The organism is Massilia sp. Se16.2.3, from assembly GCF_014171595.1.
Lineage (GTDB): Bacteria > Pseudomonadota > Gammaproteobacteria > Burkholderiales > Burkholderiaceae_D > Telluria.
Genome location: NZ_CP050451.1, coordinates 3824759 through 3842234, shown reverse-complemented (window position 1 = coordinate 3842234; position 17476 = coordinate 3824759). Strand labels below are relative to the sequence as shown.

At 64.6% G+C, this 17476-nt stretch carries 13 protein-coding genes; 8 read left to right on the top strand and 5 right to left on the bottom strand.

The features are described 5' to 3' along the window. Positions 1–24 precede the first annotated feature (24 nt). Positions 25–1992, top strand: a complete 1968-nt coding sequence (locus G4G31_RS17525; protein WP_182988725.1) for a U32 family peptidase — start codon at positions 25–27, stop codon at positions 1990–1992. A 65-nt stretch (positions 1993–2057) separates the two neighbouring features. Here the strand turns inward: G4G31_RS17525 and G4G31_RS26630 are convergent, their stop codons facing one another. Next, on the bottom strand, positions 2058–2579 hold the full coding sequence (locus G4G31_RS26630; RefSeq protein WP_229425628.1) for a M48 family metallopeptidase: 522 nt from the start codon (positions 2577–2579) through the stop codon (positions 2058–2060). A gap of 492 nt (positions 2580–3071) precedes the next feature. Then, positions 3072–4229: a YjgN family protein gene (locus tag G4G31_RS17515; protein ID WP_182988724.1), complete on the bottom strand. Its 1158-nt coding sequence runs from the start codon at positions 4227–4229 to the stop codon at positions 3072–3074. Between the two features lie 279 nt (positions 4230–4508). On the opposite strand from G4G31_RS17515, the gene G4G31_RS17510 reads away from it, so the two are divergent. Genes G4G31_RS17510 through G4G31_RS17495 form a run of 4 tightly spaced genes read left to right on the top strand, consistent with a single transcriptional unit; the run spans position 4509 to position 8489 of the window. Continuing rightward, positions 4509–5111: a hypothetical protein gene (locus G4G31_RS17510; RefSeq protein WP_182988723.1), complete on the top strand. Its 603-nt coding sequence runs from the start codon at positions 4509–4511 to the stop codon at positions 5109–5111. After that, positions 5108–6823, top strand: coding sequence for an McrB family protein (locus G4G31_RS17505; RefSeq protein WP_182988722.1), 1716 nt, complete (start codon positions 5108–5110; stop codon positions 6821–6823). Before G4G31_RS17510 ends, G4G31_RS17505 begins: the two co-directional genes overlap by 4 nt. Then, on the top strand, positions 6820–8214 hold the full coding sequence (locus tag G4G31_RS17500) for a hypothetical protein (RefSeq protein ID WP_182988721.1): 1395 nt from the start codon (positions 6820–6822) through the stop codon (positions 8212–8214). Before G4G31_RS17505 ends, G4G31_RS17500 begins: the two co-directional genes overlap by 4 nt. A gap of 17 nt (positions 8215–8231) precedes the next feature. Then, positions 8232–8489, top strand: a complete 258-nt coding sequence (locus G4G31_RS17495) for a hypothetical protein (protein WP_182988720.1) — start codon at positions 8232–8234, stop codon at positions 8487–8489. A 3-nt stretch (positions 8490–8492) separates the two neighbouring features. Here the strand turns inward: G4G31_RS17495 and G4G31_RS17490 are convergent, their stop codons facing one another. Next, entirely contained in the window at positions 8493–10226 is a 1734-nt protein-coding gene (locus G4G31_RS17490) for a hypothetical protein (RefSeq protein WP_182988719.1), read from the bottom strand. Positions 10227–10439: 213 nt separating this feature from the next. Between G4G31_RS17490 and G4G31_RS29325 the strand changes: the two genes are divergently transcribed. Both G4G31_RS29325 and G4G31_RS29320 read left to right on the top strand, forming a co-directional pair. Next, positions 10440–10760 (top strand): chloride channel protein, encoded by a 321-nt coding sequence (locus tag G4G31_RS29325; RefSeq protein WP_374011322.1) that lies wholly within the window; start codon positions 10440–10442, stop codon positions 10758–10760. Then, a complete protein-coding gene (locus G4G31_RS29320) occupies positions 10757–11269 on the top strand; it encodes a chloride channel protein (RefSeq protein ID WP_374011252.1) in 513 nt (170 codons plus the stop codon). The genes G4G31_RS29325 and G4G31_RS29320 overlap by 4 nt, the downstream gene beginning before the upstream one ends. Before the next feature lie 118 nt (positions 11270–11387). On the opposite strand, the gene G4G31_RS17480 is transcribed toward G4G31_RS29320, so the two are convergent. Further along, positions 11388–13367 carry a serine protease gene (locus G4G31_RS17480; protein WP_182988718.1) on the bottom strand — a complete coding sequence of 660 codons (1980 nt, stop codon included), beginning with the start codon at positions 13365–13367 and terminating at the stop codon, positions 11388–11390. 16 nt (positions 13368–13383) lie between these two features. Continuing rightward, a complete protein-coding gene (locus tag G4G31_RS17475) occupies positions 13384–14319 on the bottom strand; it encodes a CHAP domain-containing protein (protein WP_182988717.1) in 936 nt (311 codons plus the stop codon). A 510-nt stretch (positions 14320–14829) separates the two neighbouring features. Between G4G31_RS17475 and G4G31_RS17470 the strand changes: the two genes are divergently transcribed. Beyond that, a complete protein-coding gene (locus G4G31_RS17470) occupies positions 14830–17031 on the top strand; it encodes an OsmC domain/YcaO domain-containing protein (protein WP_182988716.1) in 2202 nt (733 codons plus the stop codon). Positions 17032–17476: the final 445 nt, after the last annotated feature.

The following is a 17476-nucleotide window of genomic DNA, read 5'->3' as shown; positions in this document are numbered from 1 at the left end:
GTCTCCGTCGACGAGGAATGCGCCATGTCTCTGCTTGACCACCAGCTCGAACTGCTGTCGCCCGCCAAAACCGCCGAGATCGGCCGCGAGGCGATCCTGCATGGCGCCGATGCCGTCTACATCGGCGGCCCGGCCTTTGGCGCCCGCCACAATGCCAGCAACTCCCTCGAAGACATCGCCAGCCTGGTGCAGTTCGCGCACCGCTACCGCGCGCGCATTTTCGTCACGATGAACACAATCATGCACGACGCCGAGCTCGATCTGGCGCGCCAGCAGATCTGGCAGCTCTACGAAGCGGGTGTCGATGCGCTGATCGTCCAGGACATGGGCCTGCTGGAACTGGACCTGCCGCCGATCCAGCTGCACGCCAGTACCCAGTGCGACATCCGCACGGTGGAGAAGGCGAAGTTCCTCGGCGACGTCGGCTTCTCCCAGCTGGTGCTGGCGCGCGAGCTGACAGTCAAACAGATCCGCGAGATCCGTGCGCAGGTGGATACGCCGCTCGAGTACTTCATCCATGGCGCCCTGTGCGTCGCGTTCTCCGGGCAGTGCTATATCTCGCATGCGGACACGGGCCGCAGCGCCAACCGCGGCGACTGTTCCCAGGCCTGCCGCCTGCCCTACACGCTGACGGATGCGAAAGGCGGCGTCGTCGCCTACGACAAGCACCTGCTGTCGATGAAGGACAATGACCAGAGCCGCAACCTGGAAGCGCTGATCGACGCCGGCATCCGCTCCTTCAAGATCGAGGGCCGCTACAAGGACATGGGCTACGTGAAGAACATCACGGCCCACTACCGCCTCCTGCTCGACGAGATCCTCGAGCGCCGCGCCGGTTTCGTGCGCGCCGCCAGCGGACACACGCAAGTCTTTTTCACGCCGGACGTCGACAAGAACTTCAACCGCGGCCACACCGACTACTTCGCCCAAGGACGCCAGGAAGACATCGGCGCCTTCGATTCGCCGAAGTACCTCGGCGTGCTGGTCGGCGCCGTCACGAAAGTCGGCCCGGATTTCATCGAGATGATGACGGACGCGCCGCTGGCGAATGGCGACGGCCTGAACTACATGAACAAGCGCTCCAGCGTGGGCATCGGGGTCAACACGGTGCAGAAGCTGGGCGAGAGCGACGAGGGCCAGCGCTGGCGCGTGTTCCCGAACGAGCCGGTCAGCGCTTTGCCCGGCCTGAAACCGGGCACGCAGGTCCACCGCAACCGCGACCACCAATGGGAAGCGGCGCTGAACAAGCGCTCGGCCGACCGCAAGGTGTCCCTGCACCTGACGCTGTCGGAGCTCGATGGCGGTCTTGCATTGACCCTGCGCGACGAGGATGGCATCGAAACGAGAACGAGCGCGCAGCTGGCGCTGCAGCGCGCGCACAACGCCGAGCAGGCCGACGCCGCGCTGCGCACCAGCCTGACCAGGCTGGGCAACACGATGTTCGAAGCCGACGGCATCGCGCTGGAACTGTCGCAGCCCCGGTTCGTGCCGGCCGCCGCCATCAACGCGCTGCGCCGCGATGCGGTGGCGGCCCACGAGGCGGCGCGCCTGGCCGCCTGGGAGCGGCCGGAGCGCAAGGCACCAGCCGAGCCGCCCGCCGTCTATCCGGCAACCCAGCTGTCTTATCTCGCCAACGTCTACAACGAAAAGGCGAGGACGTTCTACCGCAAGCACGGCGTCGGCCTGATCGACGCGGCCTACGAGGCGCACCAGGAGCCGGGCGAGGTGTCGCTGATGATCACCAAGCACTGCCTGCGCTTCTCGTTCAACCTGTGCCCGAAGCAGGCCAAGGGCGTGCAGGGCGTGCAGGGCCAGGTCAAGGCCGAGCCGATGACCTTGAGCACCGGCGAGGACACCTACACGCTGCGCTTTGACTGCAAGCCTTGCGAGATGCACGTCGTCGGCGCGATGAAGCCCGGCATCCTGCGCTCGCCGCCGCCGTCCGCCGTGCCCTACAGCCCGCTGACCTTCCATCGGCGCCGGCCGGCATAAACAGGTCCGCGCTGGTCAGTCGCCGGGACGGGCTGCGCTGCGCAGGCGCGCCACGCGTTCCGCCGTCATCGGATGGGTGCTCGTGAAACTGTCGACCGCTTGCCAGAGCCAGTTCGGCGCATCTTCTTCGCTCTCTTCGTCAGCCAGGCCGCCCCGTCGATGCGCTCGAGCAGGTCGGCCAGCGGCAGCGTCGAGATTCCCCGTTCCCGCAGCAGGGCGATCGCGTACTCGTCCGCTTCGGACTCCATGTCGCGCGAATAGCTCATGCTGGCAAACACGGCAGGCAAGCCGCCCACCGTGCTGAAGTCGCCGAACAGCGCCGCAGCCAATGCCGCGGACAGGGACGAACCGGCCAGGATGCGGGTGCCGTGGCGCATGCGCACGTGGCCGATCTCGTGGGCGAGCACGCCGGCCAGCTGCGCTTTCTGGGCGTCGCCGAATTCGCCAGCCTTGCCGACGACCAGGCGCACCATCAGGTCGGAGACGACGATGGTCCCGCCTGGCAGCGCAATGGCATTCGCACCCAGGCGGTCCGACTTGCGTACCAGCAGCCGTACCGGCGTGTCGGCCGGCGCTACCCGCGCCAGCGCCGCATGGACTTCGGCCAGCCACTCGTCGCTCAGGCGGCTGTCCTGCAGCGTGCGGCTGGCGTGCAGGGCCTTGAGGGCACTCTCGCCCAGGGGTCTCGTCGACCGAGGGCGGCAGCGCGGCGGCGATATGGACGGTCGCGGCGGGCACGCCCCAGAACAGCGTCGCCGGGATGAGCGACACCAGCAGTACCAGCGCCAGCAGGGCGGCCCGTGTATGCCGGGACAGGCGCACCACGCGCGATGGCCGGTAGCCGAGCGCCACGCGCAGTGCCGTGCCGGTGCCCGCGTCGGCCACTTCGCAGCGCGCGCCGTCGTCGAAATACAGCGTCAGCGCGCCGTGCTCGAAAGGCTCGGCCAGGCGCGTGGTCCGCGTGGGATAGGTTTTTTCGGCTTCGCCATGCAGGAAGAGACGCTCGTCGTCCGCCGTCAGTTCCACGGCATGGGCGCGGGCGCTGCGCCCGTCGAAATAGGTTGCGGCGTGCATGGCGGTCACCAGGAAAGATCGATACCGAGGAGGTCGGCGCTGCTGTCGCCTGCGGCGCCGCCGTCCGTACCGGCGCTCGAGAGGATGTGGTCGAAACCATCGTCGACTTCGAGCGCCAGGTGGGCCAGCCGGTAGCGGTAGGCGCTGACCACCGCGAACGGGCGATACAAGCCAAGGCTCAGCAGGGTCAGGACCAGGTTCTTGAGCTGGAGGCGAGCGTAGCCCCGCGCCGTCAAGGTGGAGACGAAACGGACGCCGGGAAAGCTGGTGCGCGGCAGGCAGAGGTTGAGCGTGCGTACCTGCTGGTACGGGCCGAGCAGCAGGTAGGCCACGACAGCGCTCGCCAGGGAACCGGCCACGCCGATCGCCATGACTGCTGTCTCCGCGGCAAACACTTTTTGCAGCGGGATGCTGAGCAGGCCCAGCCCCATGAAAAGGACGATGAGGCAGGACGCGAGCAGCAGGCCGCGGAGGTAGATCCCGAAGAACGGCCCGGTCGGCAGTTCGGTCGTGGTGTGCTGGTCGCCAAAGGCGACGTGCCCGTACTGGTAGCGCTTCATCGCGGCATACATTGCGGGCCAGCCGAGGTAGAGCAGCACAGGCAGGGCGGACCAGGGGGTCTGCCCCATGACAGCCACCACCACGCCCGGCAGCAGGAAGACGGTAATCGGCGACAGGTAGCTACGGTAGGCGTGGGGGACAGAGCCCGTGAATCGGAAGCGCAACCCGCGCCAGGACGTGTTTCCCAGTCGGAAGCGCAGCGCGCCACGCATCATGTACGGCAGCGCCAGCAGCAGCATGGCGACGCTTGCCAGGCCGAAGACAAGCGAGAAGCCGAAGGCGTAGTTGTACAGCGCAAGCAGCACCACGGCCAGCACGCGCCCACGCAGGATGGCGGTGGGCTGGCCGTGGAAGTCGAAGCGGGCGCCGGCAAGCAGCGTGCTGCGGTCGAAATACGCGAGGCGGCGCACCTTGGCCCAGGCTGAATAGATGCCCAGCGTGGCCAGGCTCAGGAGCAGGTTGACGACCCAGATGCGGAAATATTCCCTTCCGCTGCCGGTGAAGCGAAAGTGAAAGACGCGCGGGAGCGCGGGAGCAGCAAGGGCCAGCGGTGCGCCGGCGTCGGTACAGGAACTGCTCGCAGGGGTGTCGACAGTGAGCATGGGGTGAAATGAATGGTGATTGCGGGCAATATCGCGGTGGCTGGCTAATTTGTCAACAAATATGTACACGGCGGCTCCGTCCGGTCGTGTCCGCGGCGCGACACCCCCTGTCGCGCCGTCGACTACGATGGTTTCTCGACATATATCGATGCCAACAGCGCCCCAGCACCCACCTGGGTGCAACGACAGCGATGGAAATTTCCCTCTGGCAATGGTATAGTTTTTAGAACATAAGCTGCCGGCCACCCGGCAGCAGTCAACCGTCTCCCGAAAGCGCACATGGCAACTCCCCAGGCAGCCCTCGACTTCTCCGACTTCACCCTCAACGATATCCACGTCGGCACGCGCCTGTACACGGCCCTCGTGACGCATGCCCATGCTACCGGCGGGGCTCCCGTCTTCTATTCGGACATCCTCCAGCAGGCGCGCGCGCTCGATGCGAACGACGCCGAACTCCAGCGCGCCGTACCGATCGGCATTGGCATGAAGCTGCTGTTCGTGGAGCGTTTCTGCCTGCTGAACGGCTATCCGACTCTCGCCTGCCTGGCAGTGAGCAAGGCGCGCGGCCGGCCCAGCGAGGGGTACAAGGGCGACTGGGAGGCGGACAAGCAGGCGGTGGCGCAATTCGACTGGTCGACCGCACAGGCGCAGCTGGATGCCTACGTGATCGAAGCCCGGCGTGCCGTCACGCCGCGCAAGCGCCGCACGGAAGCCAAAGCACTGGATCTGCGCTATCAGCACTTCAAGGGCAACCGCCAGGCCTACAGCAAGGTGAGCGACGAGGAGGCGCAAGAGATCCTCACGCTGCTGATCGAGGGCTTCGATGCCGACGCCGCCTACGGGCGCGTGATCGCGGCGCGCGCGCTACTGGCGGGGGCATGATGGACAAGGAACCGAACGAGATGAACGATATGAACACGAACCCGGAGAACAGCCTCGCTGCCTTGAAGCGGGAATGGGACAGCTTCAAGCGCGAGCCGCTGAAACCGGTGGTCGAGAAAGAATGGCGCCTGTTCCTCGACTGGAAGAACAGCGTCCCGATCGCCGAGATGCCGCTCGACCGCTATACGGGCCTGCTCGACGAGGGAGGCCAGCCTTATTTTACTTACCTGATCGAGCGCCAGACCACGCACTGTGGCCGGTTCCGCGCAGCCAGCAGCAACGGTTACGGCGTGTTCCGCACGCGGGCGAAGGCCGGGGCCGGGGCGGCCGGAACCCTGTTCCGGATCGCAGGCCAGGCCAGTGCCGAAGGCAATGCCGAGCCGGTGTCGCAAGCGAAGGCGCAGAAGTATTTCGAGAGCGAGGTGAGGCCGGTGCTGGTCGCGTTGGCCGCTTACGCAGACCGCGACGACCTGAGCCCGCTGGAGATCAACTTCGCCCGCAAGGTCGCCTACATGTACAACCCGGGACGCCTGCTTGCCCTGTACAAGGGCGAGGTGATCCGCAGGATCGGCCGCCTGCTGAAACTTGACGAAGACGAGCTCGAAGGCTACAAGGCAACCGAAGCGATCAAGCGCGCCCTCACGGCCGCCTGGAACATCAGCCCCGAGGATACCTGCACCTGGGACCGCGAAACGCTGCGGTCCTGGGGGCGTGACGGCGACAATGGTCGACTGAGCCTCGAATTCGAGATCAGCCAGAAGCTGACGAATTTCCTGTACCAGCGCTTCGGCACCACCATCGAGTTCGAGCACAAGAACACGATCTTCTACGGTCCGCCCGGCACCGGCAAGACCCACATGGTCACCGAGGCCATCGCCAGGCGCGCCATGCTGGAAGGGCGCGCGCTCGCGGAGATGCGTGAAATCGTCCAGTTCCATCCGAGTTACTCCTATGAGGACTTCATCGAAGGGCTCAAACCCGTCCCCGCCGGCAGCGGCATCGACCTCGTGGTCAAGCCGGGCGTGTTCAAGCTGTTCTGCAAACGCGCGATGGACGCCCTGCGGGCGGACAGGCTGGCGGGAACCGCACCGCGGGCCTTCTATTTCGTGGTGGACGAGATCAACCGCGCGGAACTGTCGCGCGTGCTGGGCGAGGTGCTGGTTTGCCTCGAGGACTCCAAGCGCATCGATGTCGACCGCGAGGGCAGGGAGACCGGACTGCGCGTGAAGACCCAGTACAGCTACCTGGCGAAAGAGGGAGAGGATCCGGACTTCGGCGTGCCCGCCAACGTGGTCTTCATCGGCACGATGAACGACATCGACCGCAGCATCGACAGCTTCGACATGGCGCTGCGCCGTCGTTTCGCCTGGGTGCCGACGGCCTGCGACTACGGGGTCGTGCGCGACACGTTTGGCGACCACAAGCATGCCCAGCGCTACGAAGAGATCTGCCGCGAACTCAACACCTTCATCCGCGAGGGCCTGCAACTGGGCGCCTCGTATGAAATCGGCCATGCCTATTTCATGAAGCTCGCCCAGCGTGGCCTGAGTGCGGCCTCGGTGCGCGACCTGTTCGACACCAGCATCGAGCCGCTACTGGCGGAGTACCTGCGCGCCGAATACAGCGCGGGCGAGGTCAAGGACAGGCTCAAGACCGCACGCGAGATCTTCTCGCTGTCGCGCGCCCCAGGCAAGGCCGCGCCGGCGGCATGATTCGCGTCGAAGACAATTGCCAACGGCGCGCCCTGTCGGAAGCAGCGGATGGCGCGGCCGCGCTGAAGGCGTGCAAGGCTGCGCCCGCGGGACTGACGGTCACCCTCGAGGCCTATCTTGCGGCCGGCAATGGCCTGTTTTCCTTCGGCGGCAAGGATGCGGCGGAAAGCCGGCGCAAGCGGGACGAGGAACTGGTGGTGGCGCTGGGCGCGAGCGCCGATGCCGAGGCCACGATCCAGACCGGCAACTACGTCGGGCGTTTCAGCTTCGGGAAGGTGGCGTTCGATATCGGTTCGCGCTTCGGCGATGCCTTCATGCAGCGCATGCTGAACTTCGCGAACGATATTTTCATCGACGACGGGTTCTCGCCGGGCGCGCGTATCGAGGCCGGGACGATGGACTACGCCCGCGCGCTGCTCTACATGATGTTCGTGCAGGCGCTGGAGAAGGCCTTCCTGCTGGGTTTGCCCAAGGCTTACCGCAGCGTCGCCCGCCATGACCCGGTGGTGCGCGGCCGCATCGACGTGGCGCGCTTGGTGCGCGACGACATTCCCTTCCTGGGCAAGGTGTCGACGGTGGCGCGCGAGCAGCAGGCCAGCGTGGCCATCGTCGACGTGCTCGCGAAAGCGATATCGGTGATCGACCGGAACGGCGGCAAGCGCATGCTGGGGCGCATTGCCCACGTGCGCGCGGACCTGGCCGGGCGCCGGTCCGGCCGGCCCGTGACGCGGGCGACCGTCGCCGCGGCCCAGTCGGACAAGAGCCTGGGCAATCCGATCTTCGCGCCCTACCGAAGGGTGCTGGAGCTGGCGGCCATGATCGTCAGGCTCGACGCGGCCCGCCAGCATCCTACGGGCAGCAGCAGCGCCCCCGGCTTCCTGCTGAACGTGGCCGAGCTGTTCGAAATCTATGTCCGCAAGCTGCTGGCACGCAGTTTCCCGGCCTGGCGGGTGTCATCCCCGGCCATCTTCCTGCACGCCGGGCGCTTCTACGAGCGCAACATCATTCCGGACATCGTCATGGAACACGAGGACGGCGTGCGCGTGGCGGTCTTCGATACCAAGTACAAGCGCATGCACTTCCAGGGCCGCGGTCGCCATGGCGCCGGCGACGTCGACCGCGAGGACTACTTCCAGATCTCGACCTACATGAGCCATTACCGGCTCCATCCGGGCAAGCGCCTGGTGGCCGGCGGTTTGCTGTATCCGCTGGGCGCGGCGCCGGCGCAGCCGCTGTGTCACGACAGCTGGATGGCCGACGCGGAGATCGCATTCGTCGTCGACGGCATTGTGGTGCCGCCACGCCAGGATGGTGAGGACTTCCCCGATGCCGTCGCCGCCGAACGGGCATTCGTGGAGCGTATCGCGGCGCTGCTCGAACCGGGTCGCTAGCAAGACCGGCCTGCGACGTGGCTCGTCGCACTGTCGTCTACGATAGCGCCCTTGCCGACTTCGCAGGAGAGCTGATGACCTTCAACAAGCATGTCCGGGGCGTGGTGGGCACCGAACTGGGCGCCATACAGCAGCGCGGCTTCACCGGTGCGCTCGACGCCCGGCCGGCCCCGCGGCTGCTCTACCTCCTGCCGACGGCCCCCAGCTTCACGAGGCCGTCGCGGACGGCGCCTGCCCGCGCAGGACAGCCGTTTTGCCGGCGAGGCCGCCCTTGACGCCTATGCGCTGCCCTTGCTGACCGCCTTCATCGACGAGCGCCGCGTGCGCCGGCCCGCCGCGCCGGAATACCGCTTCGGGAAGCCCTGGCCGAAGGCATCGAAGCGGCCGGTTCCTACTTCGAACGCTACCTGGTGCGCCTGTTCGAGGGCGCCGATGCCGCACTCGAACGTCACGAAGGCAGGCTGCCGTACGCACTCGGCCTGCGTACCGCGGAGCTCGACATGGCCGTGCACGGCGGTCCGCAGCGAAGCTTCCTGCTCGCCAGCGCCATCTACGATCCCGCAAGCCAGCGCGCCATCCTGGGGGCGATCTTCACTGCGTTCGAAACCTATCAGGCAGCGGCGGGCGAGCGCTTTGGAGAGCAGAACGTGGGGCAGGTGCTGGCCTCCTGCTGGGATGGATTTCGCCAGGCCGTCGCGATGGTGTTGCCGCGGTTCCGGCCGCCGCAGCTGCACGCCGAGCGCGAGTGGGTGGCGCTGGCGCGCTGGCGCAGCCCGACCCGCTTCCAGCTCGTCGGCGACCTGCTGGTGCCGGCGCTGTCCCCGGGCGCGCATGCGCCGGCCGGGCGCGGCTTGCCGCTCGAGCGCACGCTGGTGCATGGGGGCGTGCCGCAAGCGCTGGCAGCGGAGGGCCTGCGCCAGTTCTACCGGTTGCACGGCTTGCCGGCGCGGGTATTGGCGGCGCCGGGCATGCCAGGACGCTGACGCCTTGGCACCGGTCCGCGGCGACACCGGCTGGGTTTCAGGCGCCGCCGCAGCTGTGCTGGCTGTCCGGCAGCGTCCAGGCTTCCCCGGTGCGGCGGTTGAATGCCGCGTATTCCGAGCCGCGGTCGTCGCCAGGCGGGCAATCGGCCGGCACCGAATGCAGGCAGACCAGGACAGGATCCCCGGCCGGCTGCGGGCGACTTCGGGCTCGGTCTCGTAGGAGACGCCCTGCAGCCCGCTGCGATATTCGATGCGAGTCCCGCTGCCTTCCTGTTCCGCACCGGACACCTCCGGGCGCTGACCGATGCGGGCGATCGAGTCGTGCATGCACTGGCCGCGGCGAAGCGGCAGCGCGCCCGCTGGCGGCTGCGTGTCCAGCAGCAGGGCGATCCGCTGCGTATAGGCCGCGGAGACGCAATCGACCGTCGTGCAGGCGTTGCGCCGCGCCAGCCAGGTGCGCTGTCCGTCCAGCAGGGGCTGGCGCTGCGCTGCCGCGGCCGCCGAGCGCTGCCAGGCATACAAGGCGGCGACCAGCCGGTCCTGGTAGGCCAATGGCGCATCCGCGCAGACGACCCGCTCGGCAAAGACGCGCGCCTGGCTGCAATCGTAGGAAGGAGAGACGGGATTGCCCGGTTCCGGCTCCGCCGCAGGCAGGGCCAGGGCAGTCGCCGCCGGGGGCGCGGTGACGGGGTGTTCAGCCGGCGCTCGCATTTTCGCTATCTCGAGCGGCACGAAATTGCCGGCAATGCCCAGCACGCGCCAGCGGTAGCCGAATTCCTGGCCACTGAAGCTGCTGAAGAAAACGAAGTCCGACCTGCTTGTCGCCGCCGTGACGGCAGGCCCGGAGATCTCGCCGATCAAGGCCCCCACTGGATCGTTCGCACCGTCCGACTGTGCCATGGTGCGGATGTGTTGACGGGCATAGTGGCCGAAGTCCCCGAGCGTCGGGTTTTTATATGCCAGCAGACCGGCGGCGAACAGTGAGGTCAGGAGGAGGGTGGTGGAGCGATGGTTCATGCTGGTCGACATAGTGAAGCTGCGTGCCCGGACGCCAGGCAGGACGAGCGGGGAGGGAACCCCGCAGTATAACGGCGCCAGCATGCGGGAAACTCTCCAATATGCACGACGGCCCGGCATTGATGGTGATATCCCTGTGGCGCGCCCTGGCCCAGGACTGGCGCGGGGAACAAAGCTGGGTCGACCAGGCCCTGGCCGTCACGCCCGCACGCTACCGTCCACGGCCTGCTCGTCGCCGGCGGCGCAGCGGGCATCGCGGCCGCATTCAACACCCCGCTGGCCGGGGTCATGTTCGCCATCGAGGAACTGGCGCGCGCGCCGGAGCAGCGTAACAGTGGCCTGATCATCGCGGCGATCGTGCTCGGCGGTCTCGTCGCCGTATCGGTCCATGGCAATGCCACTTGTTTCGGCGTCATCCATACCGGCACGGTCGGCCTGTCGCTGCTGTTGCCGGGGCTGGTGCTCGCCCTGTGCACGGGCCTGGCCGGCGGACTGCTTTCGCGGCTCCTGATCGCGTCGACAGGCGGCCAGGGCGCGACCCCATGAGCCGCCTGCGCGCGCGTCGCCCGGTCCTGTTCGGCGCCCTGTGCGGCTTGCTTGTCGCCGCCATCGGCCTGGTGGCCGCGGGCGCGGCCTTCGGCTCCGGCCATGCCCCCACGCGCGGTATGGTCGATGGGGTGGCGACGATGCCGATGGTGTACGCATTCTTCAAGTTCGTGGCGACCTGGCTCAGCGCCTGGTCCGGCGTGCCGGCAGGGATTTTCGCCCCCTCTCTCGCCGTCGGCGCCGCGCTCGGAAACGACGTCGCCCTGCTGTTCTACGGCACCCAGGCACCGGCACTGATCGCCCTGGGCATGGTGGGATTCCTGGCGGCGGCAACCCAGGCGCCGCTGACGGCCTTCATCATCGTCATGGAAATGGTGGATGGCCACTCGATGGTGCTCAGCCTGATGGCCTGCGCGCTGGTGTCGAGCATGCTGGCGCGCGTCTTCAGCCCGCCGCTGTACCCGGCGCTGGCACGCATGCAGATGGCGCGTGCGGACACGGCGGGGTGACTGGCGCCGCGCAGGCCCGGGCCGGCAAACCCTTGTGGAGCGTGAAGCCCGGCCTGCTGCCGGTCCCGATTTCGTCGCGGGCTCCGCTGCAGGATTGGGAACAACAACACGCAAACGCCTACTCGACCTGCGGATTTGCAAAATAACAATAGGCGGTCCGGGGCCTGAAAGCAGGCACCACAGTAGGTGCAGCAAACACAAGCTCGTCGTTCAATGGACAGTCGATCCGGTCTATGCCGCTACCATCGGGCGACCAGGTCGCCAGGTTTTTGCCCAGCGGACCGGCGATTGGCGCCCATTGCGCAAGTTGCTGGATCGTGGACCAGGCGGCCCGCCTCATCGTACGATCTGTCAGATTGTTGAAGCGTCCCACCTCGTTGATCATGGTGCAGTACTCGAAGAGTGGCGGTACCGCCGGACCGTTGCTATTGCAGCCCCCGTTGTATTGTTGTGCGACAAGCACGTTGGTGGGCATCAGTGTCCTTCCCCGATACATGCCTCCCCAGCTGAAATAGCCCAGGTAGCCGGCTGAATAATTATCATAAGCCATGTAGCCAGGATTGTTCGTCGTCCCCGTTTGCGGCGTTGCCGCTTGCCCGAACAGCGCCAACGCCCGTTCAGTGTTTTGCGGACGCGAAACCCCATATCTGCGGGTAAGGGCAGGCTCGTTGCCGACAAGAAAAAGGATGCCCGCCATACGGAGTGCGTCCCGCTGCCCATCCGCCACCGCAGCATCGAGGTAGGCATCTGTTTCTCTTCGCGGGCATGAAAAAACGCGGGTACGGCATAAGTCGAACATCGTCATCGACGCAGCTGACCATTCGTGGGCGGCTGCCGACCTCAGGTAAGCTTCGGCGCGCCGGAGCGAAACGCGCTCGGACTGGCTGATCTGGACCGGGTCTTCAGGTGACCGTCGCGATGCCAGCTTGGGTCCGAGCTCGAAGAGCACGAGCATCGCTGCCAGTTGCTGGGCAGGCTCATAACCGGCATCGGCCAGTCGCTGTAGCCGTTGACGGCTCGGAAGGCTATCGATGAGGTTGGCACCAGGCCTGCAGACTGCCCATACCGTGTCGAACACAATGGCAAGTTCACCGCCAGCCTCCGCATCGGCTTGCACGGATCGGACGAGTTGCGCATCGCTGGCCAGTAGCGAACAAAATCCCAGCAAATTCTGGAACTTGGCGATCTCGCGGATTTTGAGGCCATAGGCATAGTTGTCCGCGACCGCTTCGCCACCAATCAAGCGCTTGTACCATGGCGTGGTATCGTCGGCACGAGCGGGATCGATATCGCCGTCGAACCCGAAAAAACACGAAAGGGCCGGACTGGCGCAAAGCCGTTCCATGTCCTGCACCAGGAGAATGCGGGATTTCGGGGCGTCCTGTGCGTTCCCGCCGTCATCGGCGGCGCAGGCCTCGCCCAGGACGATGCCGACGACACGATGGAGCCGGTTGAACGTGGGGGCGCCACTCAGGCCCGGTGAAGTCTGCATTGTGGCGTTACGAGAGATGCCGTAAGCGTTGGAGCAACGCCCACTGGCCATGTCGGCACGTAGTACGCCGCGTGCGGTGTCGATCGTGTTTGCCGAACCGGGTTGCACGGCATCCGATCCCCGATATCCCGCGGCATACACGGGTTCGTTGTCGGATGCCTTGCGCGCAAGCGTAGCGAAGGGCCAGCCTGGCCGACCGATCTTCTCGGCGGCCGACGGCAGGCCGAGAACGATGTAGTCGCGGTCCGCCTGACGAGGGCCTGATATCGTGAGCGAAAACCGGTTGGCCGGGTCTCCGCGCCAATAGAAATCGATTCGACATGCTTTATTTGGGTCCGCACCGGCGGCCGATGCACAGACCGCGTAGCTCTTATCAGTGAAAAGGTGCGCGGCCGTCAGGACGTGCCCCGCGGCTGATATGAGCGTGCCAGTGCCGCGCTCCGGATCCACGGCATCGAGAGGCGATCCTTTTGCGCCGACGCGTACTTCAACGATGCCGATCACGTCCTTGTCACGTTGATTCAACATCCAGTCGTCGCCGGTCTGGGCGCTGACGGCCTGGGGCAGACCCAGCATCAGGCCGAATGCGAGGAGATATGAGCGCATCTTCGCTCCCCAGGAATTACCGAAAAAAGCTTTGTGTGCGAACCGAATGAATGACGCGGTCCGCAAAATGGTTTCCGATGACTCGACGCGAAACCGCCTGGGCTACGTCGACGGGCCTGACGAGCGCGCCGTTCACACTTTGAACCACGGCTCCGCGGAAACCCTGGTTTCCTCCCACCACATGGTATGAGCGCTTGTTACCAGCCCCCACCTGTACTTTCGTGACAAAGGCAACATGACCTTGGCCGACACTTGGACAATTTACGGTAACTGTACCTGTTTTCGCCCAGACGACCAGATCGCCTTCACGCGGGTCCATGGTCGCTTCGCTGCCCCAGCAGCGGAACGAACCGGAAGACGCGTTCCGCGTGCCAAGTGCACGAGTCTGGTTATCGAAGATGATGACGTTGGCTGCGCGCACGCGCGACCTCGAAATGCACCAATTGGCAAAGGCCGCGCACCATGGCGTTTCGTCCCCCGCATAGGGTTTTAATCCATTGCCACGAAAAAAGCCAACCACGACCGGATTGAAATAGTTATTCTTTTCCCAATCGTAAGCGAAAAATTTCAGGAATCCCGGCTGGGCCAATCGAGGCTGTTTTGCCTGAGCCGCGATGTCCCTGATATCGGCGATTACAGCATCAGGCAAAATTCCTTCGCGCAGGGCGGCAAAATAATAGGCGACGTCGATCGGTCGGCAATCAAACGGCGCACCGCGCAAAAGCACGCCACTAATTGCCTTATAGGTTTCAGGCGGCGACGTGGACCCGAAATTCTTGTTGGGGTCAGGCGATCGGAACATCCCATCCTGGAACTCTTGCGGGAAATCATCGAATTTTTCCATTCCTTCGGCAGAAATGCCATTGTTTGCCTGGGCAAAGACCGGGCGCAAGGCTAGGGAAACAGACATCGCGAGCAATCCGCCAATCGCATTTCTACGATGATTCATCATAATGTCCCCCGATAGTCGGCCAGACAATTCTGCCTCTTTGTAAATACAAGCGCAATACAATTCGGATGGAGAATCGTTCACGAGTCGCTGCACAGGTCGGGTGCTGGTCGTCCGGCTCCTCGAAGGGCGGCATCTGGTCCGCGGCCCTCGCGACGATGCCGAGCCGATGCGCCGCGCCGCGTGCCTGTCCGGGTTCAGGCGGGCAGGGCGGACCTTCAGGAGCGCATCGCCTCGGGCTGGCGGTGCTGAACCAGAGCGCGGGGAGCGTCTGCCAATTCCGGCGCGCGGCTTCGCCACGGCGGGGCGATGGGTCCCTTCATTGCAGCCACCGGCCTTGATGAACCCTGCGGATCGAGCCGCTGACTCGCGGTAACGGCCCCCAGAGGCCCATGCACCTGGTCCGGCCGACCTGCCTCCCCCACACCCGCCCACATCTTTCACCTTTGCCGTGCGCCCGAAACCACGGATAATGGCCGATCCCCGTTTTGCGTACTCATTTGGACATCCCCCATGGAAATCAAAGTCAACTTCCTCGATAAACTGCGCCTGGAAGCCAAGTTCGACGACTTCACCGTCATCGCCGACCAGCCCATCCGCTACAAGGGCGACGGTTCTGCGCCCGGTCCCTTCGACTACTTCCTGGCGTCGTCTGCCCTGTGCGCGGCCTATTTCGTGAAGTTGTACTGCAATACCCGCGACATCCCGACCGAAAACATCCGGCTTTCGCAGAACAATATCGTCGACCCGGAAAACCGCTACAAGCAGATCTTCAAGATCCAGGTCGAGCTGCCGACCGACATTTCGGAAAAGGACCGCCAGGGCATCCTGCGTTCGATCGAGCGCTGCACGGTCAAGAAAGTGGTGCAGGAAGGGCCGGAATTCGTCATCGAGGAAGTCGAGAACCTGGACGCCGATGCCCAGGCGCTCTTGACCCTGCAGCCGGATGCGCAGGCCGCCACTTATATTCCCGGCAAGGACCTGCCGCTCGAGCAAACGATTGCCAACATGTCCTCCATGCTGGCGAGCTGGGGCATCAAGATCGAAATCGCTTCCTGGCGCAATATCGTGCCGAATGTCTGGTCGCTGCATATTCGCGATGCCCATTCGCCGATGTGCTTCACCAACGGCAAGGGCGCGACCAAGGAAAGCGCATTGGCCTCGGCCCTGGGCGAATACATCGAACGCCTGAACAACAACCACTTCTATGCCGGCGTGTACTGGGGCGAAGACATCGCCAATGCCGATTTCGTCCATTACCCGAACGAGCGCTGGTTCAAGCCGGGGCCAAACGATGCGGTCCCCGCCGGGATCCTCGACGAATACTGCCTGGAAGTCTACGACCCGGACGGCGAACTGCGCGGCTCGCACCTGGTCGATACCAATTCGGGTAATGCGAAGCGCGGCATCGTCTCGCTGCCCTACCAACGTTTGTCGGACGGCGCAACCGTGTATTTCCCGTCGAATCTGGTCGAAAACCTGTATGCCAGCAATGGCATGAGCGCCGGGAATACGCTGGCCGAGGCGCAGGTGCAATGCCTGTCCGAGATATTCGAGCGCGCCGTGAAACGCGAGATCCTGGAAGGCGAACTGGCCCTGCCCGATGTACCGCAGGAGGTGCTGGCGAAATACCCTGGCATCGTCGCCGGCATCAAGGGCCTGGAAGAGCAGGGTTTCCCGGTATTGGTAAAAGACGCGTCGATGGGCGGTCTGTATCCGGTGATGTGCGTCACCCTGATGAATCCGCGCACGGGCGGCGTGTTCGCCTCGTTCGGCGCGCATCCGAGTTTCGAAGTGGCGCTGGAACGCAGCCTCACGGAATTGCTGCAGGGACGCAGTTTCGAGGGCCTGAACGATTTGCCGCAGCCCACCTTCGCCAGCGAAGCCGTGACGGAACCCTATAACTTCGTCGAGCACTTCATCGATTCCAGCGGCGTGGTGTCGTGGCGCTTCTTCAGCGCCAAAGCCGATTTCGATTTCGTCGAGTGGGATTTCTCCGGCGAAGGCAAGGATTCGAATAGCCAGGAAGCTGCCACCCTGCTCGGTATCCTCGCAGAGATGGGCAAGGAAGTGTATATGGCCGTGTACGACGAACTCGGCGCGACGGCCTGCCGTATCCTGGTTCCCGGTTATTCGGAAGTCTATCCGGTGGAAGACCTGGTCTGGGACAACACGAATAAAGCCCTGCTGTTCCGCGAAGATATCCTCAACCTGCATCGTCTCGACGATGACCAGCTGGCGGCGCTGCTGGAACGCCTGGAGAACAATGAGCTGGACGAGTACTCCGATATTGCCAGCCTGATCGGCATCGAGTTCGACGAGAATACCGATTGGGGCCAGCTGACGGTGCTCGAACTGCGCCTGCTGATCAACCTCGCGCTGAAACAGTTCGAGGACGCCCACGAACTGGTCGGCGCCTTCCTGCAATACAACGACAACACGGTTGAACGCCGCCTGTTCTACCAGGCGCTGAACGTGGTGCTCGAAGTGGTGCTGGACGACGAGCTGGAACTGGGCGACTACGTGCACAACTTCCGCCGCATGTACGGCGACGTGCGCATGGATGCGGCGCTGGGCTCGGTCGATGGCAGTGTGCGCTTCTTCGGCCTGGTGCCGACCAGCATGGCGCTCGAGGGCCTCGACCGCCACCATCGCCTGCTCGACAGCTACCGCAAGCTGCATGCGGCGCGTGCCAGGTCTGCGGCCGCGAAATAGACAGGCAAGGCGTCAATGACAAGGCCCACCTCATGCGTGGGCCTTTTTTTATTTTGCCGTCAATTGGCGCTTCGCGTCGAACCCATCGGTGAAATGCAATTAAGAGATTCCCGGGAGTATTTAAAGTGGATTATATTCACTCATCTATACAAATTCAATGCGTCGCGATTATATCGACCGCCCGGGCTTACTCCGAATGCGGCGTATCCGCACCTCGCCATTCTGCTAGGGCGGCCCGGAACCGTTGTAGACAATCGCTTCATGACATGCCGCACAGAGGGAGTGAGATTGCACGAAAGCTGATGGGATTGCCGCTTGGAATGCATATTTTATCTACGTCCAAAGAATATCGGGAGCGGGCTGCGGCATTTACACGACAAGCGCCACACGATTAAAACTTCGATTGCTAAGTCAGCTTTTCATATTTACACTTGCGCAGCCGTTA

What these genes read in the sequence shown, in the direction of transcription:
- G4G31_RS17525 (WP_182988725.1), top strand. Translation starts at nt 25, where the DNA reads ATGTCTCTGCTTGACCACCAGCTCGAACTGCTGTCGCCCGCCAAAACC.
- G4G31_RS17515 (WP_182988724.1), bottom strand. Translation starts at nt 4,229, where the DNA reads ATGCTCACTGTCGACACCCCTGCGAGCAGTTCCTGTACCGACGCCGGC.
- G4G31_RS17510 (WP_182988723.1), top strand. Translation starts at nt 4,509, where the DNA reads ATGGCAACTCCCCAGGCAGCCCTCGACTTCTCCGACTTCACCCTCAAC.
- G4G31_RS17505 (WP_182988722.1), top strand. Translation starts at nt 5,108, where the DNA reads ATGATGGACAAGGAACCGAACGAGATGAACGATATGAACACGAACCCG.
- G4G31_RS17500 (WP_182988721.1), top strand. Translation starts at nt 6,820, where the DNA reads ATGATTCGCGTCGAAGACAATTGCCAACGGCGCGCCCTGTCGGAAGCA.
- G4G31_RS17490 (WP_182988719.1), bottom strand. Translation starts at nt 10,226, where the DNA reads ATGTCGACCAGCATGAACCATCGCTCCACCACCCTCCTCCTGACCTCA.
- G4G31_RS29320 (WP_374011252.1), top strand. Translation starts at nt 10,757, where the DNA reads ATGAGCCGCCTGCGCGCGCGTCGCCCGGTCCTGTTCGGCGCCCTGTGC.
- G4G31_RS17480 (WP_182988718.1), bottom strand. Translation starts at nt 13,367, where the DNA reads ATGCGCTCATATCTCCTCGCATTCGGCCTGATGCTGGGTCTGCCCCAG.
- G4G31_RS17475 (WP_182988717.1), bottom strand. Translation starts at nt 14,319, where the DNA reads ATGATGAATCATCGTAGAAATGCGATTGGCGGATTGCTCGCGATGTCT.
- G4G31_RS17470 (WP_182988716.1), top strand. Translation starts at nt 14,830, where the DNA reads ATGGAAATCAAAGTCAACTTCCTCGATAAACTGCGCCTGGAAGCCAAG.